This window comes from Sphingomonas kyeonggiensis, assembly GCF_014204495.1.
In the GTDB taxonomy this organism is placed as follows: Bacteria; Pseudomonadota; Alphaproteobacteria; order Sphingomonadales; family Sphingomonadaceae; genus Sphingomonas; species Sphingomonas kyeonggiensis_A.
Window position 1 is genome coordinate 472,771 of record NZ_JACHLN010000003.1, and the last position, 23,283, is coordinate 496,053.

Annotated in this window: 19 protein-coding genes; 9 read left to right on the forward strand and 10 right to left on the reverse strand. The window is 68.4% G+C overall.

Annotation, left to right across the window (positions count from 1 at the left end):
- Nucleotides 1-113: 113 nt before the first annotated feature.
- Complete coding sequence (locus HNP52_RS16420) at nucleotides 114-605, reverse strand: asparaginase domain-containing protein (RefSeq protein WP_184168706.1); 492 nt, start codon at nucleotides 603-605, stop codon at nucleotides 114-116.
- Nucleotides 606-725: 120 nt separating this feature from the next.
- Here HNP52_RS16420 and HNP52_RS16425 point away from each other — a divergent pair, with 120 nt between their 5' ends.
- From HNP52_RS16425 to HNP52_RS16445, 6 genes are all read left to right on the forward strand, one after another.
- Nucleotides 726-1,124 carry a DUF2946 family protein gene (locus HNP52_RS16425; protein ID WP_184168707.1) on the forward strand — a complete coding sequence of 133 codons (399 nt, stop codon included), beginning with the start codon at nucleotides 726-728 and terminating at the stop codon, nucleotides 1,122-1,124.
- Nucleotides 1,125-1,157: 33 nt separating this feature from the next.
- Nucleotides 1,158-3,440 carry a TonB-dependent receptor gene (locus HNP52_RS16430; protein ID WP_184168708.1) on the forward strand — a complete coding sequence of 761 codons (2,283 nt, stop codon included), beginning with the start codon at nucleotides 1,158-1,160 and terminating at the stop codon, nucleotides 3,438-3,440.
- Nucleotides 3,437-4,822, forward strand: coding sequence for a PepSY domain-containing protein (locus tag HNP52_RS16435; protein WP_311768496.1), 1,386 nt, complete (start codon nucleotides 3,437-3,439; stop codon nucleotides 4,820-4,822). Before HNP52_RS16430 ends, HNP52_RS16435 begins: the two co-directional genes overlap by 4 nt.
- An 85-nt stretch (nucleotides 4,823-4,907) precedes the next feature.
- Nucleotides 4,908-5,033: a hypothetical protein gene (locus HNP52_RS23125; protein WP_260396189.1), complete on the forward strand. Its 126-nt coding sequence runs from the start codon at nucleotides 4,908-4,910 to the stop codon at nucleotides 5,031-5,033.
- A gap of 315 nt (nucleotides 5,034-5,348) precedes the next feature.
- A complete protein-coding gene (locus HNP52_RS16440) occupies nucleotides 5,349-8,714 on the forward strand; it encodes a glycosyltransferase (protein WP_184168709.1) in 3,366 nt (1,121 codons plus the stop codon).
- Entirely contained in the window at nucleotides 8,711-9,055 is a 345-nt protein-coding gene (locus HNP52_RS16445) for a hypothetical protein (protein ID WP_311768497.1), read from the forward strand. The genes HNP52_RS16440 and HNP52_RS16445 overlap by 4 nt, the downstream gene beginning before the upstream one ends.
- A 36-nt stretch (nucleotides 9,056-9,091) precedes the next feature.
- On the opposite strand, the gene HNP52_RS16450 is transcribed toward HNP52_RS16445, so the two are convergent.
- From HNP52_RS16450 to HNP52_RS16460, 3 genes are read right to left on the reverse strand one after another with little or no spacing between them, the layout of a single operon-like run.
- Nucleotides 9,092-10,453: a HAMP domain-containing sensor histidine kinase gene (locus HNP52_RS16450; protein WP_184168710.1), complete on the reverse strand. Its 1,362-nt coding sequence runs from the start codon at nucleotides 10,451-10,453 to the stop codon at nucleotides 9,092-9,094.
- 1 nt (nucleotide 10,454) lies between these two features.
- On the reverse strand, nucleotides 10,455-11,138 hold the full coding sequence (locus HNP52_RS16455; protein WP_184168711.1) for a response regulator transcription factor: 684 nt from the start codon (nucleotides 11,136-11,138) through the stop codon (nucleotides 10,455-10,457).
- Nucleotides 11,107-11,574, reverse strand: a complete 468-nt coding sequence (locus tag HNP52_RS16460; RefSeq protein WP_184168712.1) for a PDZ domain-containing protein — start codon at nucleotides 11,572-11,574, stop codon at nucleotides 11,107-11,109. The genes HNP52_RS16455 and HNP52_RS16460 overlap by 32 nt, the downstream gene beginning before the upstream one ends.
- A gap of 119 nt (nucleotides 11,575-11,693) precedes the next feature.
- Between HNP52_RS16460 and HNP52_RS16465 the strand changes: the two genes are divergently transcribed.
- From HNP52_RS16465 to mprF, 3 genes are all read left to right on the forward strand, one after another.
- Nucleotides 11,694-12,428, forward strand: coding sequence for an AcvB/VirJ family lysyl-phosphatidylglycerol hydrolase (locus HNP52_RS16465; RefSeq protein ID WP_184168713.1), 735 nt, complete (start codon nucleotides 11,694-11,696; stop codon nucleotides 12,426-12,428).
- A 76-nt stretch (nucleotides 12,429-12,504) separates the two neighbouring features.
- On the forward strand, nucleotides 12,505-12,930 hold the full coding sequence (locus HNP52_RS16470; protein WP_184168714.1) for a DUF2147 domain-containing protein: 426 nt from the start codon (nucleotides 12,505-12,507) through the stop codon (nucleotides 12,928-12,930).
- A gap of 11 nt (nucleotides 12,931-12,941) precedes the next feature.
- Complete coding sequence (mprF, locus tag HNP52_RS16475; protein WP_184168715.1) at nucleotides 12,942-15,509, forward strand: bifunctional lysylphosphatidylglycerol flippase/synthetase MprF; 2,568 nt, start codon at nucleotides 12,942-12,944, stop codon at nucleotides 15,507-15,509.
- 137 nt (nucleotides 15,510-15,646) lie between these two features.
- On the opposite strand, the gene HNP52_RS16480 is transcribed toward mprF, so the two are convergent.
- The 6 genes from HNP52_RS16480 to HNP52_RS16505 all read right to left on the reverse strand — a co-directional run bounded on the left by HNP52_RS16480 (nucleotide 15,647) and on the right by HNP52_RS16505 (nucleotide 23,227).
- Nucleotides 15,647-16,795 (reverse strand): glycosyltransferase family 2 protein, encoded by a 1,149-nt coding sequence (locus HNP52_RS16480; protein WP_184168716.1) that lies wholly within the window; start codon nucleotides 16,793-16,795, stop codon nucleotides 15,647-15,649.
- A gap of 243 nt (nucleotides 16,796-17,038) precedes the next feature.
- Nucleotides 17,039-19,423, reverse strand: coding sequence for a TonB-dependent receptor domain-containing protein (locus HNP52_RS16485; RefSeq protein WP_184168717.1), 2,385 nt, complete (start codon nucleotides 19,421-19,423; stop codon nucleotides 17,039-17,041).
- Complete coding sequence (locus tag HNP52_RS16490) at nucleotides 19,410-20,363, reverse strand: FecR family protein (protein ID WP_260396190.1); 954 nt, start codon at nucleotides 20,361-20,363, stop codon at nucleotides 19,410-19,412. Before HNP52_RS16490 ends, HNP52_RS16485 begins: the two co-directional genes overlap by 14 nt.
- A 33-nt stretch (nucleotides 20,364-20,396) precedes the next feature.
- The gene (locus HNP52_RS16495) at nucleotides 20,397-20,909 is read right to left on the reverse strand and encodes an RNA polymerase sigma factor (protein ID WP_184168719.1); all 513 of its coding nucleotides are present in this window, start codon (nucleotides 20,907-20,909) and stop codon (nucleotides 20,397-20,399) included.
- 82 nt (nucleotides 20,910-20,991) lie between these two features.
- On the reverse strand, nucleotides 20,992-22,584 hold the full coding sequence (locus HNP52_RS16500) for a glycosyltransferase family 39 protein (RefSeq protein WP_184168720.1): 1,593 nt from the start codon (nucleotides 22,582-22,584) through the stop codon (nucleotides 20,992-20,994).
- Nucleotides 22,585-22,819: 235 nt separating this feature from the next.
- The gene (locus HNP52_RS16505; RefSeq protein WP_184168721.1) at nucleotides 22,820-23,227 is read right to left on the reverse strand and encodes a hypothetical protein; all 408 of its coding nucleotides are present in this window, start codon (nucleotides 23,225-23,227) and stop codon (nucleotides 22,820-22,822) included.
- Between the last annotated feature and the right edge of the window lie 56 nt (nucleotides 23,228-23,283).

Here is a 23,283-nt window from a genome sequence, read left to right on the forward strand (position 1 = left end):
AACCCCGTCATGCTGAACCCATTTCAGCATCCAAGGAACCGCGAGGATATCGCCGGTGGAGCATTGGACCCTGAAACAAGTTCAGGGTGACGATGGAACGGCAGGGTTAGCCCTCAAATTTCCACGAAACGCCCGGCTTCGCGGTCCTTCACCACCTTGCCCGCTTCGAACACGGTGCCGTTCATCGTGATATAGACGCCCGGCTGCGCGACCTGGACCGTGGCGAAGGCCATGCCCAGGTTGAAGGTGGCATCGCTCTCCGCGAAGCGCGCCGGCGCCAGCGCGCCGACCAACACGATCGTCTTGCCCGGGATGCCGGCCAGCGCCTTGGCGGTCTCGGTCATCGTGTCGGTGCCGTGCGTGATGACGATGCGCTCCGCATCCGAAGCGGCGACACGGGCGGCGATCGCCGCGCGGTCGGCATCGTCCATCTCCAGGCTGTCCTTGCGCATCACTTCGTCGATCTCGAAGGGATGCAGCACCCGGCCCAGCTCGAACAGCCGGGTCACCATCGTGCCAACGATCGTATACTGGCTCGAGGCGTCGAAATATTGCTTGTCGATAGTGCCGCCAGTGGTGAGCACGAGAATGGGCTGCTGGGTCATGCGCGGCCCCTTACGCCGGTTCGCCTCTCGGGGAAACCTGCACGGTTGGACAAAATGCCCATCCCCTTCGACGCATTCCTGACGTGACAGGCGGCGGCGAAGCGAATAGCCCGGTCTTCCATGGGGGCATGGCGCGTCTTCCTGAAGGAGCATCGCTGGCTGGCATTGTGGCTGATCGCCACGGCGCTGGCGGCGAAGGCGCTCGTGCCCGCCGGCTATATGCTCGGCGAAACCGGCGGCAAGACGCTGACCATGGTGATCTGCGACGGCAGCGGGCCCGCAACCATGACCGTCGACATCCCGATGGACCCCGATCACGCCAAGCCCAGTGACAGCGGCAAGCAGGACTGCGCCTGGTCGGGGCTCGGCCATGCCATGCTCGGTGGCACCGACCCGGTGCTGCTGCTCGCCGCGCTCGCCTTCCTGCTCGCGCTCGGCTTCGCACCCGCCACCACTCCGGCACCGGGCCGCCGCGCCTTTGCCCAACCGCCTTCGCAAGGACCGCCCTCGCTCGCCTGAACCCTTGGCCCTTCCTCGTTCAGGTGAGTTTTCATGTCTTCTTGTCGTCGCGCGCGCATTGCCGCGCTGCCGCTGTTCTGCATTGCCGTTCCCGCGCTCGCCCAGGAGGCGCAGGACGAACCTTCCATCCTCGTGGTCGGCCAGAAGGACGCGCCGATCAGCATCGATCCGCGCGGGCTCTCGGTGAGCCTGGGCGAGGCGCAGTTCGCCGGCGTCAACGCCCAGAATGTCGAGGACCTGATGAAATACGCGCCCGATTTCTTCGTGCGCAAACGCTATGCCGGGGACTCGAACGGCGTGCCGGGCTTTCGCGGCACCCATTCGATGCAGAGCGCCCGCACGCTGGTGATGGTCGATGGTTTCGTGGTGTCGAACTTCCTCGGCAACAGCTTCGCCTTCGCGCCCAAATGGGGCGTGGTCGGCCCGGGCGAGGTCGAGCAGTTCGACATTGTCTACGGCCCCTATTCGGCGCGCTACAGCGGCAATTCGATGGGCGGCATCGTCAACATCACCACCCGCTCGCCGGAAAAGACCGAAGCCTTCGCGACCGTACAGGGACTGGCCGAGCCCTATGACCAGTACGGCACCCACGCGACCTATTGGGGCTGGTCGGGCGAGGCGGGGCTTGGCTGGCGCCAGAAGGACGGGCCGTGGTCGGCACGGCTTTCCGGGCGGCACTTCAGGAACGATGGCCAGCCGATGAGCTGGTATGGCCTCACCCCGGCAACCGGCACGCCCGGCACCGTGGTGACCGGCGCGATCGTCGATACGGGCCAGGCGATCCCCAATTCGCCCGGCCGGCCGACCAGCCCGATCTTCGCGGCGCAGAGCCCGGCGCGGACGACGCAGGACCAGGCCAAGCTGCGCATCGGCTATGACGGCACCTCGGGCATCACCGGCGAGGCGCTGCTGGCCTGGTGGCACAATGTCGACGCGCAATATGCGCCCGACTGCTATCTGCGCGACGCCGCTGGCAACAAGGTCTGCGAAGGCAGGGTGACCACGCTCGGCCAGAGCTGGACGGCGTCCGGCGCGCGCTGGTCGCGCACGGTGCGCGACGAGTTCCTGGTTGGCGGCAAGGTTGCCGTCCCGGTCGCGCCGGAGGTGACCGCGAAGCTCAACGTCTCGACCTACCAGATCGCTCGCTCGGACGGCTTCACCTCGGCAAGCTGGACGGCGGGGGCAAACAATGGCGCGGGCACGCTGGCGCGCCAGGGGCCGACCGGCTGGTACACCGCCGAGCTCTCGATCGACGGCCGCACCGGCGCGTTCGAGCTTGCGGGCGGGGCCAGCGCCAATCTCTACCAGACCGACCAGATCAACTACACGTTGCCGGTGTGGCGCGGCGATGGCGGGCGCGCCTTCTCCACCCGCACCCATGGCAAGACCCGGCTGCTCGCCGGCTGGGCCGAGGGGCGGCTGCGGGCGGATGCGCTGGTCTTCACGCTCGGCGCGCGGCTGGAGAGCTGGCGGGCGTTCGACGGCGGGCTCGGGCGGCTCGGAACGGGCGGCACCCCGGTCACCAATCGCTATGCCGCGCGCGGCAATACCGCGTTCGATCCGAAATTCTCGGTGGAATGGCATGGGCAGACGACCAGCGTGCAGCTCAGCCTGGCCGAGGCGACGCGCTTCCCGACGGTGGGCGAGCTGTTCCAGGGCAGCCTCAACGGCGATGGCAGCTTCAACCCGAACAGCTTCGATCCCAACCTCAGGCCCGAGCGCTCGCGCGACGCCAATCTGCTCGTCGCGCATGACTTCGGCGGGCTGAAGCTCACCGGATCGGCCTTCTGGCAGCGGGTGGAGGACACGATCTTCGCGTTCACCGGCTTCAACCAGAACGGGATCACAACCTCCAGCTTCAAGAATATCGACACGACCCGCCAGGTCGGGCTCGAGCTGATCGCCGAGGCGCGCGATGTCGGCGTGGCCGGCCTGGATATCGACGCCAACGCCGCTTGGATCGACTCGAAGACCGTGCGTAACGACAGCGCGCCGGCGGCCGAGGGCGTGCAGTTCCCCCGCATCCCGCGCTGGCGGCTCAACGCCAATATCCGCTACGAGATCAGCCCGCGCGTGCTGGCCTCGATCGGCATGCGCTATGCCACCCGGCCCAATACCGACCTGTTCGGCACCCAGCGCGGCGATACGTTCGGCTATACCTCGGAGCTGTTCGCGCTCGATGCCAAGGTGAACTGGAAGATGACCGACAATTTCCGGCTGAGCGCAGGCGTGGACAACATCACCAACAACAAGGCGTGGGTGTACCATCCCTATCCGCAGCGCAGCGTCCTGGTCGAAGCGGGGTGGACGCTGTGAGCGAGGGGACCGTCCGCCACGAACGCTGGTTCCGCGCGGTGTGGCGCTGGCATTTCTATGCCGGGCTGTTCTGCCTGCCCTTCATCCTGTGGCTGTCGGTCACCGGGGGCATCTATCTCTTCAAGCCGCAGATCGAAGGCTGGCTCTACGCGCCCTACACCCATGTCGCGACGCCCGGCCGCTCGATGCTCGCGCCCGAGCAGATCGTCGCGACCGGCACGGCTGCGGTGCCGGGCGCGGTGCTACACAAATACATCCTGCCCGAAGCTCCGGACGACGCCGTCCAGCTGCTCGTCGGCTCCGGTGCGGAGGAAACGCGCGTCTGGGTGCATCCCCAGACCGGAAAGGTGCTCAAGACCGTATCCGAGGAAGACCGCTTCATGCGCGTGATCTTCCGCCTGCACGGCGAGCTGCTTGCCGGGAAATGGGGATCGGCGCTGGTCGAGATCGCCGCCTGCTGGACGATCGTGCTGCTCCTCACCGGCCTGTTTCTCTGGTGGCCGCGTGGCCGCAAGGGCAAGGGGCTGGGCGGCATCCTCTGGCCGCGCCTCAGGGCCGGCAGGCGCATCTTCTGGCGTGATCTGCACGCGGTGATCGGGCTGTGGGTGTCGATCGGCGCGATCTTCCTGATCGTCTCCGGCCTGCCCTGGGCAAAGAACTGGGGCGACTATCTCAAGCAGGTGCGCATCGCGACCGGCACCGCCGTCGTCCGCCAGGACTGGTCCGCCGGCTCCGAGGCCGATGCGGCGGCACGTGCCGATCTCGACAAGGGCGTCCGCGCGATGCTCGACGAGCATGCCGAGCATCACGGCATGACCATGGTGCATGTCGCGCCCAAGGGCCCCGCGCTCGATCGCGTCGTGGCCAAGGCCAAGACGCTGGGGCTGGCCACCCCCGCCGAAGTCAGCCCGCCCACCAAGGCGGGAGGCCGCTGGCTGGTCCAGTCCCAGGCGGAAGACCGCACCCGCCGAGTCTCCGTCGAAATCGGCGACGACGGCGCGGTGATAGGATCGCAGGGCTTTGGCGACCGCCACTGGATCGATCGCGCGGTCGGCTTCGGGGTCGCGGTGCACGAAGGTGCGTGGCTGGGGCTGCTCAACCAGCTCGTGAACCTGCTCGTGCTGATCGGGCTGGTGCTGCTGGCAGTGTCGAGTGCCGTGCTGTGGTGGCGCAGACGCCCCCAGGGAGTGCTGGGCGCCCCCACTCCCAAGGATCCGCTGCGGCACAGCTGGGCGCTGGTAGGGCTCGCGATCCTGCTCGGCGTGCTGATGCCCCTGTTCGGCATCACCCTCGCCCTCGCCGCCGCCTTCGACCAGGCCGCACGGCGAGTCGCCCCGCGGACCGCCCGCTGGCTCGGCCTGCGCCGCCTCTCCAACTTGTAACCTTCCCGACACCGCCGGGACACGTGCGCTCGGGCAAAGCCTGTCTCACGGTCGACGAGCGACCGGTGAAACAGGAGGCCTGAAGATGTCCAATCCCCGCATCGCAATCGCGCTTCTGGCGCTGGCCACGCTCGTCTCCGGCTCGGCTGCATGGTCGACCGCCGACGCCCGGCTGTCGCACCAGACCCCGAGGGTCGCAACAGGACGCTGATCGAACAGCTCCGGCATCGCCCGAGCTTACCCTGTTCCGGGCGATGTCAGCGGGTGCGGGTACCCTCTTTACCCCGCACCCGCACCTCTGAACGGCCGGCGTGCTTCCCCTGCACGCCGGCCGTTTTGCTTGTCCAAACCGCTCACATGACAGGAAGTTAATGCCGCGGGCAGGTCCGGGAAGGACTGGCGGGGTTAACCAGACAGCGTCGGCCATATCCGCGTTCATGGCCGGCAAACCAGCGGCGCCCGGCCCTCCTGCACTCCTCGGGCCGGGCGTCGCACCACCAGACATTGCAACCAGGGCACAGAGGCGATGGAACGTCCGATCTTCTTCGACGCAAGCGGCAAGCGAAACCGCTGGACGATGCGCGCCTTCTTCGCGCTCCTGCTGGTCATCGTGCTGGCCGCCGGCGCCTTCGCGATGACCGTGGTCCGCGTGCCCACCCCGGGGCCGCTTGCCATGGCGATGGAGCATCCCCAGCCTCGTTCGCTGAAGCAGCAGGCCAATCACCTGCGCCACAGCTTCGCTTCCTGGCTGCCGCGCGGCAAGGCGCATGCCTCGAGCGCGCCGCTCTCGGTCGGCTTCTATGTGCCTTGGGACGATGCCAGCCGCGCCTCGCTGCGGCGCCATGTCAACGATCTCGATTGGGTCGTGCCGTCGCTCTACAGCGTCACCGGCGGGCAGCACGCCATCGCCGTCACCCCCGACCCGCAGTTCGACACGATCATCGCCGGCGCCACCAAACGCCCCAAGGTCCTGCCGATGGTGCAGAACGCCACCGGCGACAATTGGGACAGCGCCGGCGCCGCCGCGCTGCTGCGCGATCCCAAGGCGCGCGCCGCCTTCCTCGACAGCCTCCAGCGCACCCTGGTCGCCCGCAAGGCAGACGGCGCCGTGTTCGACTTCGAGGAGCTGCCCACCGCCGCCCAGCCCGGCTACCTCGCCCTGCTGCACGACGCGCATGCCCGCTTCGCCGCCGCGAAGATGAGCGTCTCGGTCACCGTCCCCGCCCAGGACGACGACTGGAACATGAAGGCCTATGCCGCCGCCACCGACAAGCTGATCCTGATGGACTATGACGAGCACGCGCCCGTCACCGCGCCCGGCCCGATCGCCAGCCAGGCCTGGTTCGTCAACCAGATGAACGCCGCGCTCACCCAGGTCCCGGCCGACAAGCTGATCGTCGGCATCGCCAACTATGGCTATAACTGGACCGCCCCCGGCAAGGCCGATCCGATCTCGATCGAAGAGGCCTGGCTGATCGCGCATGACAGCGACGCCACCGTCACCTTCGACAAGGCAAGCGGCAACCAGAGCTTCGCCTATGAGGAGAACGGCACCGAGCACACGGTGTGGATGGCCGACGCCACCACCGCCTGGAACCAGCTGCGCGCCGCCAACATCAAGGGCGTCGGCGGTGTCGCGCTGTGGCGCCTGGGCTCGGAAGACTCGAACTTCTGGCCCGCCCTTGCCGCCGCGCATTCGGGCAAGATTCCCGATCTGCGCCGGATCGAGGCGGTCGGCGATGTCGACGTCGAGGGCTCGGGCGAGATACTGCGCATCACCAGCACGCCCAGCGTGGGTGCCCGCACCATCGTCCAGAACCCGAACGGCCTGATCGTCGACGAGAGTTTCCAGTCGCTGCCCACGCCCTATGTCGTCACCCGCACCGGCTATATGCCCGGCAAGGTCGCGCTGACCTTCGACGACGGCCCCGATCCCGACTGGACGCCGAAGATCCTCGACATCCTGAAGGCCAAGCAGGTTACCGGCACCTTCTTCATGATCGGCGAGAATGCGATGGCCGAGCCCTTCCTCGTCCGCCGCGTCGTCGACGAAGGCAATGAGATCGGCAGCCACACCTTCACCCACCCGAACCTGGCGCTCGCCTCGGCGCGCGGCACAAGGATCGAGCTCAACGCCACCCAGCGCCTGCTCGAAGCCTATACCGGCCGCTCGGTCCGCCTGTTCCGCGCGCCCTATTTCGGCGACGCCGAGCCGACCACCGCGGACGAACTGATCCCCGCGCTCACCGCGCAGCGCGCCGGCTATACCAATGTCGGCCTGCATGTGGACCCGAACGACTGGCAGCGCCCGGGCACCGACGAGATCGTCAACACCGTGCTGCGCGAAGTGGAGGCCGGCAATTACGAGCAGTCCGGCCAGATCATCCTGCTGCACGACGGCGGCGGTGATCGCTCGCAGACCATCGCCGCGCTGCCCCGCATCATCGATGCGCTCCGGGCGAAGGGCTATCAGTTCGTCCCCGTCTCGCAGCTCGCCGGCCTCACCCGCGACCAGGTGATGCCCGAAGTGAAGGGCGCCGATCTTGCCGCGGTGCGTACCGATGTCGGCATCTTCCTCGTCGCCGCGATCATCGGCTTCGCGCTGAAATGGCTGTTCTTCGTCGCGATCGCGCTCGGCATCGCCCGCGCCCTGGTCCTCGCCGCGCTGGCGGTGAACGGCAACCGCAGGAAGAACCGGCCGGTCGCTCCCGCGATCGATCAAGGCCGCTTCGTCTCGGTGCTGATCCCGGCATACAACGAGGCCAAGGTGATCGAGAATTCGATCCGCCGCGTGCTCGCCAGCGAACAGGTCAATGTCGAGGTCATCGTGCTCGACGACGGCTCGAAGGACGGCACCAGCGATGTGGTCCGCAACGCCTTCTCCGCCGAGCCGCGCGTCAAGCTGCTTACCCTGGAGAATGGCGGCAAGGCCCGCGCGCTCAACAAGGGGCTGGAGATCGCCCGCGGCGACATCGTCATCGCGCTCGATGCCGATACCCAGTTCGAGCCGCTGACCATCGCCCGCCTCGCCCGCTGGTTCGAGGATGACGAGATCGGCGCGATCGCCGGCAATGCCAAGGTTGGCAACCGGATCAACCTGGTCACCCGCTGGCAGGCTGTCGAATATGTCACCTCGCAGAATCTCGAACGGCGCGCGCTGGCCAGCCTCGATGCGATCATGGTCGTCCCCGGCGCGGTCGGCGCGTGGCGCAAGGCGGCGCTGGACGATGTCGGCGGCTATCCGGTCGACACGCTGGCCGAGGACCAGGACCTGACCATCGCGATCCAGCGCAAGGGCTGGCGCGTCGGCTATGACATCGACGCGGTCGCCTGGACCGAGGCGCCCGAGAGCTTCGGCGCACTCGCCAAGCAGCGCTTCCGCTGGGCGTTCGGCACGCTCCAGTGCCTGTGGAAGCACCGCGCCATCCTGCGCACCCGCAAGCCCGCGGGCCTCGCGCTGGTCGGCATTCCCCAGGCCTGGGTATTCCAGATCGCCTTCGCGCTGATCTCGCCGCTGATCGACGCCGCACTGCTCGTCTCGATCCTCGGTACCGCGCTGCGCGTCTACCAGCATGGCTGGGCGCAGACCGAGAGCGACGTGATCCGCATGGGGATCTACTGGGTGTCGTTCATGGCGATCGACTATCTGTGCGGCTGGATCGCGTACCGGATGGAAAGGCGCGAGAAGCGCTATCCGGGCCTGCTGCTGCTCGCCCAGCGCTTCGTCTATCGCCAGCTGATGTACTGGGTGGTGATCCGCGCGGTCGCCAATGCGCTGCGCGGCCCCTGGGTCGGCTGGGGAAAGCTGGAGCGCAGCGGCCGGGTGGAAGCCCAGGCCGTGGCCGAGCCGGAAGCCAAGGTGGAAACCCGGACCCCGGTTGCCGCCGAGTGAAGGGGCCGCCGCAGGAGCATCACAGCCAGTACATGCTCGACGAGCGTGCCTGCCGGATGATCTGCCCGATCGCCGCCGCGATGGTCGGCGTATGCCTCACGGCGATCGGCATCCTCCGGGTGGTGATCGCGGTGCGCAAGGCCAACACGCTGGCCGACGACATGCTGGCGCTCGATTCGGTGCTGTTCCTGATCGCGACGCTGACCAGCTATTTCGCGATCCGCCACGGGCCGGCCAAGCGCCTGCATGAGCTGGAGCGGATCGCCGATGTGACCTTCATCGCGGCCATGTCGCTGATGACGGTAGCGGCACTGGTGATCACCTACGCGCTGGCGGTTTGACCTTCCTTCCCCTCTACCGCTTGAGGGAGAGGGAGCTTAGAACCGCAGCACCGCCCGCAGCCCCGGCCCGGCATTCTCCAGCGCGAAGCTTCCCTGGTGCAACCGCGCCACCGCCTCGACCAGCGACAGTCCCAGGCCCGACCCGACGATATGCCGCGCCGGATCGAGCCGTCCGAAGCGGCTCAGTGCCTCGGCCCGGCGCGCCTCGGGAATGCCCGGCCCGTCATCGGCTACCGAGAGCGAGACCCCGCTGCCCTCGCGCGCGGCTCGCACCGTGATCCGGTGCCCGCCCTCGGCATATTTGGTGGCATTCTCGATCAGATTGCCCAGCGCCTGCCCCACCAGCTCGCGGTGCAGTGCCATGTGCAACCCCGGCTCCGCCTCGACCGCGATCTCGAAGCCGCGATCCTCGGCCAGCGGGCCATAGACCTCCGCCAGGTCCTCGAGCAGCGCGGCGATGTCGGTATCGACGAAGCGGTCGCGCCCGATCCCCGCTTCGGCCCGGCTGATCAGCAGCGCGGTGGAAAGCATGCCGAGCAAGGTCTCCGCCTCGCCCGAGACACGTTCCAGCGCCGCCAGCGCGGTCTCGTCCTCGGTCTCGATGATCGCGCGCTCCAACGCCACCTTGATCCGGGTGACCGGCGATTTCAGGTCGTGCGCCAGCCCGTCGGTCATCATCCGCAGCTGCGATACCAGCGCCTCGATCCGGTCGAGCATCGCATTGACCGATTGGCCGAGCGCGTCGAACGCGTCGCCGCTGCCGTCTATCGGCACGCGCCGGCCCAGCCGCCCCTCGCCCACTTCGCGCGCGGTGATCACCACGCCCTGGATCTGGTTGGAGAGCACCCTGCCGATCAGCAGCGCGCTGAGCAGCGCGAAGATCACGCCGATCACCAGCGCCGCGGTGATCGCTTCCTCGTTCACCCGCGCCAGGCGCACGCTGGAACTGATGACGTGCCCGGCCAGCAGCAATTCGCCGTTGGGAAGCGTGGCGGAGGATACCCCCATCAGCTCCGCCCGGTCGCTGCCGGTGCGGTAGAGCTCGATCGCCTGCCAGTCGGTCCGCGCCGGGATCACCGTCGGCCAGTCGCCCAGATTGCCGCGGATCGGGTCCTGCCTGGCGGTGGCGAGCAATATCACCGGCGGACTGGCATGCGCCTGTTCCAGCCGGGCATCGATCAGCCGGCGCAGCCCCTCGTCCCCGCCGGCACGCCAGGCCGAGACCAGGTCGTCGCGCAATTCGGCGACCAGCGTCTTCTGCTCCGCCGCCAGCGCGCGCTCGCTCGCCTGCTGGACGAACAGCAGGATGCCGCCGGTGACGATGAGCTGGACGAGGAAGGCGACGATCACGAAGCGCGCCGTCACCGAGCGCGCCAGCTGCCCCAGGCGGAGCGTCATCTCAGGCCGCCGGGCCGAGCCGATAGCCGGCGCCGCGGATCGTGTGCAGGATCGGCTCGCCGCCATCGTCCAGCTTCTTCCGGAGCCGGCTGATATGGACGTCGATCACGTTGGTCCCCGGATCGAAATGATAGTCCCACACGCCTTCGAGCAGCATGGTGCGGGTAATCACCTGGTCCGGGTGGCGCAGGAAATATTCGAGCAGGCGGAATTCGCGCGGCTGCAGGTCGATCACCCGCGCGCCCCGCTTCACCCGCCGCGACAGCAGGTCCATCTCGAGGTCGCCGGAATTGAGCTTGGTCACCGCGCCCTCGGCCGCCCCGCGCTTGCGCAGCAGCAGGCGCACGCGGGCGAGGAGTTCAGCAAAGGCGAAGGGCTTCACGAGATAGTCGTCGGCGCCCGAGGTGAGCCCGCCGACCCGGTCGTCAGGCGTGCCGAGCGCGGAGAGGATGATGACCGGGGTCTCGATCTTCGCGGCGCGCAGCGCGCCGAGCACGGCCATGCCGTCCATGCCCGGCAGCATGCGATCGAGCACGATGGCGTCGTAGCTGCCGTCACTGGCGAGGAACAGACCGTCGCGCCCGTTGTCGGCGCGGTCGACCGTGAACCCCTCTTCGGTCATTCCTTTGACGATGTACGCGGCGGTGGCCTCGTCATCCTCCACCAGCAGCAGCTTGTGCCCCATTCTCTCCACTCGCACTTCGCAAGAGCTTGAGATGGCGTAGCTGCTTTTGGTGGACCAAGTCGAGATATACCTCTGGATGACGGTCGTCACGCAGGTAGCGCCGCGCCTGATCGAGCGTGTCGATCCCGCGGCCGTCGATCGCGACGATCGCGTCGCCCACTTCCATCCCGTCCTGCGCCGCCTCGCTGCCCGAACGCAGGCTGGTGACGACCAGTCCGTGCGCGGCGCCGCTGGGGGTCTCGGCGGTGAAGCCGGGGAACATGTTGGCGCCGGTCTGCGCGGCGAAGACGTGGTTGATTCCCGATCGCCAGGCCCAGCCCAGGATCACCATGGCGCTGAGCGCGAAAGAGAGGACGAGGATCAGCACGAACCCGTCGGTCCCGCGCATCGCGCGGCCGGCGGTTCTGGCGTCTTCCCGGATTTCATTGGTGGTCATTTCGAGCATCGGGATGCCCGCCACCGGTCGGCAAGTCACGTTAAGCTTTGGTCATGATCCGGCCACTCCTGCGCGAACTGCGGCAGGCTACACGGCGAGCAGTTTCAAGGAGTTCGCGCATGCGCCGTAGCCGCCGCAAGTTGAAGATCGCACTGGTCGCCCTGGCGCTGGTACTCGCCGGATTCACCGGCTTCCTGACCTATATCGGCTATTTCGGCGGCCCGGTCTTCTATGACATCGCACCCACCAAACCCACGCCCCCGCAAGCGCGCGGTCTGGCGGTGGTGCTGGTCTCGGGCGACATGGGCTTCAAGATCGGCATGGGCCCGGAGATCGCCAGGCGCTTCGCCGCGGAGGGCGTGCCGGTGGTGGGCGTCAGCTCGCTCGCCTATTTCCGCCAGCAGCGCAGCCCTGCCGAGGTCCAGGCGCTGATCGCCGCCGCCGCGCGCCGCGCGCTCGCCTTCGGGCACGCGGAGCGGCTGGTGATGATCGGCCAGTCCTTCGGCGCGGACATGATGCATGTCGGCCTGACCGGTCTGCCCGCCGACCTGCGCGCCAGGGTGAAGGTGGTGTCGCTGGTAGTGCCGACCGACACGGTCTTCTTCCGCGCCTCGCCCAACGAGCTGTTCAACTGGGCCAAGCCCGATGCGATGGCGCTGCCCACCGGCCGCCGGCTCACCTGGGTGCCGACGCTCTGCGTACAAGGCGTGGAAGAGACTGACAGCCTCTGCCCGAAGCTGACCCAGCCCAATGTCCGCCGCATCGTGCTGCCGGGCGGGCACATGCTCCACCACGATCCGGCCGCGCTGTTCACGGCGCTCCACGCCGGCATCGCCAACATTACCAATATTTAGGTTTGGGATCACGCGGCGGACAGCCGCGCCTACCTAGAGCGGGCCGCGACAACGGACCAACAGAGGGACATTCGACATGCGCTTCGGCAAGATCCTGGCCGGCCTCGGCCTCGCCGCGACGGTGCTCGGCACGATGCAGGCCTCCGCCCAGGCCCCGGTCGCCGCCGCGACCGGCGTGATGGGCACCTGGGTCAATCCGCGCGGCACGGTGAAGGTGCAGACCGGCGCGTGCGGCGACAAATTGTGCGGCTGGGTGGTCTGGGCCAATGCCGAGGCGCAGAAAGACGCCAAGGACAGCGGCATCGACAAGCTGATCGGCACCGAACTGCTCCAGGACTATCACCCCACCGGCAACGGCAAGTGGCAGGGCCGGGTCTATGTCCCCGACATGGGCCAGACCTTCTACTCGAAGATCGAGCAGCAGGGCCCGAACAGCCTGAAGATCAGCGGATGCATCCTGGGCGGCTGGATCTGCAAGTCGCAGGTCTGGCAGCGCGGCTGAGGGCCGACGCGATGCGCCCCGCCCACAAAACCGCGCTCCAGATCGGCGCCGTCATCGGCATCGTCGCGCTCGCCTTCGCGGCGCTGCACGGGCTGCTCCACGAGGTCCGCTGGCGCGACGTGCGCCACGCCTTCCACGCGATCGGCCCCTGGCAGGTTGCCGGCGCGCTGGCGCTGACCGTCGGCAGCTACCTGATGCTGACGCTGTACGACGTGCTGGCGCTGCGCATCATCGGCCGTCCGCTCCCCTATCGCACCGCCGCGCTTGCCTCGTTCACTAGCTATACGCTGAGCCACAACCTTGGCTTCGCGCTGCTCACCGGCGGTTCGGCACGCTATCGTGTCTATCACGCGGCCGGGCTCGACACCGCCGATGTGCTCAAGATGATCGCCACCGCGAGCCTCACCTTCTGGTCGGGCGTAATCGTCATGGCCGGTGCCGCGCTCGCGCTGCACGGCAGCGGCCTGGAACTGGCGGGCTTCACCATCTCTGCCGGCGTCCAGCGCGTGATCGGCATCGCCATCCTCGCGACCACGCTCGGTGTGCTGGCCGTGCTGCGCGCAAACCCCCGCGACCTGCGGCTGGGGCGCTGGCACGCCCCGCTCCCCAGCCGGATGCAGGCGCTCGGCATGATCGCCACCTCGGCCATCGACCTCGCCCTCGCCAGCGCCGCCCTGCTGATCCTTGTTCCCGGCGCTGGTCTCCACGCCTTCCCGGCCTTCTTCCTCGGCTATGCGCTGGCGATCATCGCCGCGCTGGTCACCCATGTCCCCGGCGGCGTCGGCGTGTTCGAGGCGGTGATGCTCGCGGTGCTGCCCGGCGCCGATCCGTCGCGCATCCTCGCCGCGCTGATCCTCTACCGGCTGATCTATTACGTCCTGCCGCTGCTGGTCGCCGCCGCCCTGCTCGCGGTGCATGAGCGCCGCCAGCTCAGGAAGCCCCTCGCCGCAATCCGCGCGGTCGGCCTGGCGATGCACGGCCTCGCCCCCACCTTCCTCGCGGCACTGGTCTTCGTCGGCGGCATCGTGCTGCTGGTCTCGGGATCGCTCCCCGCCATCCCCGCGCGCCTGCGTGACCTCCACGCCTTTGTCCCCCTGCCCTTTGTCGAGGCGTCGCACATCGCGGCCAGCCTCGCCGGCACCGCGCTGCTGCTGATCGCCCCCGCGCTCTACCGCCGCCTCGACGCCGCCTTCCTGCTCTGCCGCACGCTGCTGCTCGCCGGCGCGCTGTTCTCGTTGATGAAGGGCGTCGATTATGAGGAAGCGGTGATCCTGCTGATCATCGCCGGCCTGCTCCAGCTGTCGCGGACCGCCTTCTATCGCAAGACCGCGCTTACCAGCGCGCTCACCGGCCGCGCGCTCCTGTCCGTCGCGGTCGCCGTCGCGCTTGCCACCTGGATCGGCTTCTTCGCCTTCAAGCACGTGCCCTATCAGGACAATCTCTGGTGGGAATTCGCCTGGAAGGGCGATGCCTCGCGCTTCCTGCGCGCCAGCTTCGCCACTGCCGTGGCGCTCACCTGCGTCGCCGTCACCCAGTGGTTCGGCTATGCCCAGCCCAGACGCGAGGAGCATACGCCGGACACCGAGCTCCCGCGCCTCGCCCTGGTCCATGCCAATCGCACCGACGCGCTGCTCGCCTATGCCGGCGACAAGCGCTTTCTGCGCTCGGCAAGCGGCGAGACGCTGCTGATGTACCAGGTCCAGGGCCAGAGCTGGATCGTGATGGGCGATCCCGTCGGCCCGAAGGAGGAATGGGGCGACCTGCTCTGGCAGATCCGCGAGATCGCCGATGCCGCCCAGGGCCGCCTGCTGCTCTACCAGATCTCGACCGACACGCTGCCGATCGCGATCGATCTCGGCCTCCAGCTGGTGAAATATGGCGAGGAAGCCCGTGTGCCGCTTCCCGGCTTCTCGATGGATGGTTCGGAAAAGCGCTCGCTCCGCCATTCCGATCGCCGCGCCGCCCGCGAAGGCGCGGTCTTCGAGATCGTGCCCGCCGCGCAGGTCCCTGCCTTGATGCCCGAGCTGCGCGCCGTCTCCGATGCCTGGCTCGCCGACAAGGGGCATGGCGAGAAGGCTTTTTCGGTCGGCCGCTTCGATCCCGCCTATATCGCCCGTTTCGATTGCGCGCTGGTCCGCCAGCACGGCAGGATCGTCGCCTTCGCCAATGTCTGGGCCACCGAGAATCGCGAGGAGCTGTCGGTCGATCTGATGCGCCATCTCAACGAGATGCCCTACGGCACGATGGACTTCCTGTTCGTCCAGCTGATGATCTGGGGCCGAGACCAGGGCTATCGCTGGTTCAACCTCGGCATGGCGCCACTGTCCGGCATCGAATCCCGCCGCCTCGCCCCGATGTGGGCGCGCATCGGGGCACTGCTATACCGGCACGGCGACGCATTCTACGGCTTCGAGGGCCTGCGCGCCTACAAGGACAAGTTCTCGCCGGTCTGGACCGCCCGCTATATCGCGGCACCTCCGGGCCTGGGCCTGGCGCGCGGAATGATCGACCTGCAGACGCTGATCGGCGGCAGCTCGCGCAGCGCGGCGAGAAAGCGGCGGCTGCGGCTGGTGGCCTAAGCGTCACTCCCCTCCCTGAAAGGGAGGGGTCGGGGGTGGGTCGATATACGCGTTACGACACGGCCACCGACTGGGGCAGCAGTATCGCCAGGACACCACCCACCCCTAGCCCCTCCCTTCCAGGGAGGGGAACAAGTTCAGTACCGCCCCCACACGAAACGCGACGACAGCGCGAAGTTCCAAACCGCCGCCACGCCGATTCCGGCCAGCGCCGACAGCCGCCAGTCGCCATGCTGGACATTGTGGAGGAACGCCGCGACGCCGACGTTGGCCGCCGCGCCCGCGCCGCACACGACGCAAAAGCTGGCCCAGCCGCGCAGCAGCTTCGCCGCACCCTTCAGCCGCTGCTCGCGATAGGTCAGCGCATTGTTGAGGAAGAAGTTGAACGTCATAGCGCCCAGCACCGCGAACATCGTCGCGCCGACGAACGACAAGCCGATCCCGCAGAACAGTGCAGACAGCACCGCGAAATGCACCGCCGCACCCAGCGCGCCGATGCCGGAGAACATTGCGAAGCGCACCGGCACGACCTTGCCGAACATCCGGTCATAGAGCGCGATGAGGTACTCCATCGCCACGACATGATCGAGCTTGGACTCGCCCAGCGCGCGGGTACGGAACACATAGGGCAGCTCGACGAACTTCAACGGCCGCGGCGAGGCGGTCATGATGTCGAGCAGGATCTTGAAGCCGATCGCCGAGAGCCTGGGCACCAGGTCGCGTACCACGCCGGCGCGGATCATGAAGAAGCCGCTCATCGGATCGGAGAGATCGGCCTTGAGCACCTTGCGGGAGAGCCTGGTCGCGAAGGCCGACTTGGCGACCCGGTCCTCATCCCACTCGCCGGTGCCGCCGCCATCGACGAAGCGCGAACCGATCGCCACGTCGAGGTTCTGGTCACGCTCCAGCGCATCGAGCATCTTGGGCAGCAGCGTCTCGTCATGCTGCAGGTCGCCGTCGATCACCGCGACGAAGGGCGCCGAAGTGGCGCACATGCCCTCGATACAGGCCGAGGAGAGCCCGCGCCGGCCGATCCGCTGGATCACCCGCACCCGCATGTCCTTGCGGCCGAGCGCACGGGCCGCATCGGCGGTACCGTCCGGGCTGTTGTCGTCGACGAAGATCGCTTCCCAGCTCCGCCCTTTCAGCGCCGCGGCGAGCTTGTCGATGAGCAGCGGCACATTGGCGCGCTCGTTGAAGGTGGGGATGACCACGGCAAGTTCGAGATCGGCGCCGGGTGCGATGCGCGCGAAACGCGCGATCTCGCCGTCGAGGAAGAGCTTCATGCGATCCCTTTTCTGGGCCCTTGAATTGGGCCCCGGGAGGGGCGCGCCGGGGCACAGATACGCAATGGCGCGCCCTCCCGGGGGTTCGAGACAGCGAATGCGGTGCCGGGGGACGACTAAGCATTCCTGCCTCGGGGGCATGGTTGAGACGGAGCCCCTGTCGCGATCCCGCAACGCTTTCGGGAAAAATTCCGGGAAATCGAAAATTAATTCCCTGGCGAAAGCCGGGGACCAGCCGAGCGCCTAGAACCCCAGCTCAACCCCCAGCCGCACGGTGCGCGGGCGCAGCGGGGTGATCTGCTTCTCGTCGCGGATCAGCAGCGGCGATCCCAGCGCGAAGCGGTTGCCGCGGGTATCGAGCAGATTGGTCGCCGACAGGGTGATCGCCCGCCGTCCGCGCTCCAGCCGCAGCTCCATGCCGGTATCGACATAGTCGCCCTGCGGCTTGCCCAGCACCGGGCCGATGCCCAGCGTCGAGCGCCCGACATAGCGCAGATAGCCGCTCGCCGAGAATTCGGTCTCGCCGCCCAGCGCGGTGCGATAGGCGGCACCCAGCCGCCCGCTCGCATCGGCGACATTGGGCAGCCGGTTGAAGTCGGACGGGCCCTCGGCGAGCGGGAACACCGCAGCCGACGGATCGGTCACCTTCGAAGCGTTCAGATAGAGCGAACCGTCCAGGTCCAGCCCCGGCAGCGGCCGCCAGCGCACCGCCATCCCCAGCGACAGCACCCGCCCGTCGCCGATGTTCGACGTGGTCGGGAAACCATAGCCGTCGATCAGGTCCGCCTGGATACTGGTCCACCAGGTCATCGATGCGCTGGTCGATACGCTCAGCCCATTGGCGGTGTAGCGCGTGCCCGCCTCGACCGTGGAAAGCCGGTCGCCCTGGAAACGCTGGATCAGGTCGCGCCGCACCGCCAGGCCGCCGGGGCGGAAGCCCTGCTCGAAGCGGCCGAACACGGTGAGCCCGTCGAACGGACGATAGGCGATCGCGGCCGAGGGCAGCAGCCGCGTCTCGGTGCGCGCCGCCTTCGCGCGTGGATCGGCGCGGAAGGCGAAGAAACGGTCCGCGTCCTGCGCATTGCCGGTCAGGTGCGAGCGCGTCAGCCGCCCGCCCGCGGTGATCGTCACCCCGCGCACCGGCTCCACCGTGCCCTCGCCGTAGAGCGTCGCCTCGTCCACGGTGTTGCGCACGCCGGTCAGCGCCGCGCGCATCGACCCATAGCTGCGGTTCACCCGGCCGCGATTCTCGAGGAAACTGACCCCGATCAGCCATCCGGTACCGCGCGGGCCGCGCCGCGACAGCCGCGTCTCCGAGGTGATCATGCTCACCCGGTTGATCTGCTGATAGCCGATCAGCGGCGAGTTCAGCGCGGGCAATGGGAAACCCTGGTTGACGTCGTCGACCGAGGCACCGGCAAAGACTTCGGAGACATATTGCCGGGCATAGGCACCGGCCGTGCTCAACTCGATATCGCCCCAGCGCTTGCGAGCGACCAGCTCGGCCAGCCAGAAGTCATTCTGGAACGGCTGGGCGATCGGGCTCCTCCGGCTCAGGCCATCGCCCTTGCCGTCCGAATATTGCGCGTCATTGCCCTTGATGCTCTGGCCGACGCCGCCCACGTCGATCGTCCAGCCATCGACTTCCCAGCGCAAGGCCGCGCGGCCACCGGTGGTGCGCACGCTGTTGACGTCGGCCAGCCCGCGCTCGCGGTCGTCGATATAGCCGCCGTCGCGCGAACTGAACGCGAGCGCGCGGAAGGCCAGCTCGCCTTCCTTGATCGGCATGTTGACGATGCCGCCCACGTCCCAGCTCGGATCGCCATGCTGGGTGAGCGAGCCGCCGCCCCAGACCTGGCCGCCGGTTGCCCAGAAGTCCGGCGCGCGCGGCACCACACGGACCACGCCGCCCAGCGATCCCGCGCCATAGAGCGTGCCCTGCGGCCCCTCGAGCACTTCGACCCGGCCGATGTCGTACAGCTTCAGGTCGGGATCGGGCGCACTGTAGGTGATCCGGCTGTTGCCCCAATATTGGCCAACCGTCGCCTGGGTCGGGCCGACGAAGCTGGAATCGGCGATGCCGCGGATGAACAGCTTGTTGCGCCCCGGCCCGAGATGGGTGGAAGCGAGGCTGGCGACGCGGTTGGCGATGACATCGCTGCCCTTGCCGCCTTCGGAGACCGGAATATCCTCGCCCTCGACGATCTGCACGCCGCCGGGATAGGCCTTGAGCGGCACGTCGCGCTTGCTGCCGGTGACCAGGATCTCGGCCGGCGGCGCATCGGGCTCCTCGCGCGGCGGTGGCGGCGGCGCCGGACGATGCCGCACCGGCGGGGCGCGTTCGATCAGCCAGGTGCCGGGGGCGACGCGGCGCGCACGCGCGCCGGTGCCGCGCAGCATCTCGGCCAGCGCACCGTCGACACTGTGCTTGCCCTTGATCGGCCGCACCGTGATGCCGCCCAATGCGGGCTCGCGCAGGCCGATGCTGCTGCCAGTCTGCTTGCCGAGCGTGAACACCGCGGCATCGAGCCGTCCGGCAGGCACGGAGACGCTATGCCGCTTCTCCTGCGCAAGCGCAGGCGAAGCCGCCAGCAAAGCGATCGGGAGGATCAGCTTAGTGCGGTGCACCGTCGATCGCGTCCAGCATCCATCCATTGCCCGCGCGGGTCGCCCGGGTACCGGTCAGCGCGGCGATGCGCTCGACCACGGCTCCCGGACCGCCCTGGGTAGAGATCGTGCCCGTGAACGGAATGGCTTCCGTTCCCTTCCCCACCCGCACCTTGACGCCCAGGTTGCGGGAGAGATCGGCGGCGACGCGCTCGAGCGTCGCATTGCGATAAACGAGCTGTCCGCCGCGCCACGCCCCGATATCGGTGACGATGGTCCGGCTGACTTCGGGGCGGCCGCTGCCGGCAACGCTCAGCGAGTCGCCTGGGCTCAGCCGCACCGCTTCGGCCTGGGGCTGGTAGATCACCGCGCCCTCGGCCACCGAGACGCGCAACCCGGTCTCGTCGCGCACCACATTGAACACGGTGCCGGCATCCTGCAGCGTGACGCCGCCGGTCTTGACGATGAACGGGTTGGCGGCGTCGTGGCGCACTTCGAACAGTGCCTCGCCCTCGATCAGTTCGGCGCTGCGCTTGTCGAGCACCGCCACGCGGGTGGCGCCGTTCAGCACCATCCTCGATCCGTCCGCCAGCGCGACTTCGCGGCGCTCGCCGGCGCGCGTGGCATATTCATGCCCGCCGGGGCCGCTGCCCAGGCTGGACCAGCCGACCACCACCGCCAACGCAGCGGCGACCGCACCGCCCGAAATCAGGAACAGCCGCCGCGGGGCGCGGGGCGCCACCGGCTCGGCCTCGGGCACCACCACCGGCGCGGGCGCGAGCTGGAACAGCCCCGCCATCGCCTCATCGGCGTCGAGTGCCTGGTTATAGGCCTGCAGATGCGCGGGATCGCGCTCCAGCCAATCGGCGAAAGCGTCCCAATCGGCGAAAGCCGAGTCCTGCAGCCGGATCACCCACCCCCGGGCGTCCTCTGCAAGAAGTTCCGAAACCTGCCCGTTCATGCCCACCTCAACCCGAGGACGGAGTCGATGCGATCATTCCGCATCGAACCGGTCCTTCAGCTGGGCGAGGGCGCGGTACGCCTTCTGCAGATCCTTTTCCACCGAGCTCAAGCTTATCCCCAATTCCCGAGCGATCGCTGCCTGGCCAAGCCCCTCCAGCCGGTAGCGACGGAAAACCTGATCGACTCGCGGCCCAAGTGCAAGCAGCGTCGTCTCCGCCTCGCGCAATCGCTCGCGCGCGATCAGCACGCGCTCGCCCTGCGGCGCGTGATCGCTGGCCGCGAGGTCCTGCCATTCGTGCTGGCGCCGGCCGCGACTCAGGTTGGCGCGCTGGCGATCGCGCAGCACATTCTCGGCGGCGCGGAACAGATAGGAGATCGGATCGGAGACCGGGCGCGCCTCGGTGCCCGAGATCTTGTGCCACAGGTCCTGCAGCACATCCTCGGCATCGTCGCCCGCCCCGCGCGCGGCGAGGAAGCGCAGCAGCCGCGGCCGCTCGTCCTCGAGCACGCGCTGCAAGCCGCTGATCGACGAAGTGGCAGTCATGCCCGAAGCCAAAGCATTGCGCGCTTCTCTTGCCAAGCCTTGGCTGCGAGATGGCGCAATTGCGGCAGCGGAAAGGAGGAGCTCAGGCACCCGCCCGCCGCCGATAGACGATGCGGCTGCGGCTCCCCACCGGCACTTCCAGCGCCGGCGCATAGTCGCGCGCCAGCAGCCCGGTCATGTAATCGAGCACTTCGGGGCTCAGGTCGCGGTCGGGCCGGGTGCTGGCGACGACGAATTCGGGCCGCGCCGCCATGATCCGCTTCACTTCGGCCATGGGATCCACGCCGATCGCGCGCGATTCGCGGGTGAGGCTCAGATGACTCGGGAACGGCCAGCGCGTCGGCAGGCAGCTGCCGGTCAGCCGGTAGAGCGCCGGCTCGCCGTCGAACACGTACAGGCAATCGCGCAGCTGCGGCCGGATATAGTCCGCCATCCGCTCGACCTGCGGGCCCCAGCCCCGGTCGCGGCGATTGTCGTTGACGATGTTGAGCGAGATCGTGGCGATCAGCGCCATCATCGCCACGCCCGCCGGGATCCGCCAGCGCGTCCGCCCCGATGCGAGCACCAGCCCCGCCGCGCCGTCGCCAAACCAGGCGGCGGCCAGCACGCAGAGCGGCGCGACCAGCGGCAGCGCATAATGGTCGAAGAAGGTGCCGAAGAGCAGCACGCCGCCGATCGCCGCGATCGCCCAGCCGTCGAGCAGCTTGCGCACATCCTCGCTCACCGGCCGCGCCATGCCGCGCCCCAGCCACGCCGCAATCCCGAGCGGCGCGAGCAACAGCGCCATCCAGCCCAGCCGCTTGAGCACGATGCCGGTGCCGTCCGAGCTGCGCTCGAGGATCGACAGGAAATTCGCCTGCACGAACGCGTCGCCCTGTCCGATCGCGGCATACCAGCCCCATGCAGCCAGCGTCGGCAGCAGCGCCGCGGCGATCCAGGCCGCGCCCATCGCCACCAGCGCCCCGCGCCCGGCCCCGCGCTGCCCGGCGAACCACAGCAACGCCAGCCCAAAGAACACGCCTTCGAACAGGGCGGTGTACTTCACCTGCATCGCCGCGCCGATCAGCAGCATCACGCCCAGCCCACCGGCGAAGCCCAGCCAGTCGAAGCCTGGGCGACGCACGATACCGGTCATCGCCCAGGCCGCGAGCGCGACGAACAGATTGTAGAAGACCGGCGACTGGCCGCCTTCGCCGCCGAAGATGCCGAGATAGAGGATATAGACCACGCCCGCCGCCGCCGCGCCGTGCGGCCCGGCCAGGTTGCGGGCGATCCGCGCGATGACGAAGGCCGTGGCCACCGCGAACAGCGTCGCCACCAGCTGGTATGCCAGCACGCCTTCCCCGCCGAGCAGGCGGATCGCGGCATAGATCAGGAACAGCCCGATCGGCTTGCGGTCCCAGATATCGACATAGGGCAGCGCCCCATGGAGCATCCGGTCGCCGGTCAGCAGGTAGAATTCGTCATCGACCTGGACGACGGGATTGCCGAACTGCGCCGCCCGCGCGGCGATCGCGACGACCAGCAGCAGCGCGGCCAGCAAGGCCGGGTTGCTCGCCCATACCCGCGTCGCCGCCGCCACCCGCGCCGTCCAGGGCAGATGCCCGGGCTCAACCAGCCGGAGTGGCCGGTGGCGAGGCGCGTCGAGCAGGGTGCGGGCTGGGAAATGCTGCATACTCAACCTGAAAACTGGGTTCAGGTCGAGACGGAGCTACGGCGCCGATCCCGCAAGGCAACGCGACCAAACGGCACTCCGGGGCGACGGAATACAGGCCTCCCTTCCGCGGACAAGCCAGGAGGGATTGCCTTCAGCGCTTCGCTCCCCGGCGAAAGCCGGGGCCCAGGGTTTCTCTGCCGTGCCGCTTGTTACCCTGGCCCCCGGCTTTCGCCGGGGAACAGCTAGTCCACCCTCAGCTGCGCGGCGGCTTGGGATAGGGCACGAAATCGCCCAGCCCCACCCAGCCGGTAACCGAGCGCAGGCCGGTGTCGTACAGCCGCACCGTGTCGATCCGGCAGAGCTGGCTCAGCGTCGTCTCGGTGACCAGCACGTCGGTCCAGTCGAGCGTCTGCGCACCGCTCCGGGGGCGGTTCACATATTTCACGCCGTTGTTCATCTCGTAGATGATCGCGGTCCCGTCGATGATCTTCGACGAGCGGATGTCGCGCAGGTTGATGCAATCCACCGGCTTGCCGGCAGTACGCCCGGCGACCGCCTTGGCGATCTCGGCCTCGCCGTCCCTCTGCCCGGCCGCGGCGGCCGGCATGGCCAGCCCGGCCAGCAAGGCGGCGCCGAGAAGCTTGATCGAAATCCTGTTCATGGCACTGTCCTTTCGAGCCCCCATGATCCGATGACGGAGCATATAAGCACGATCCG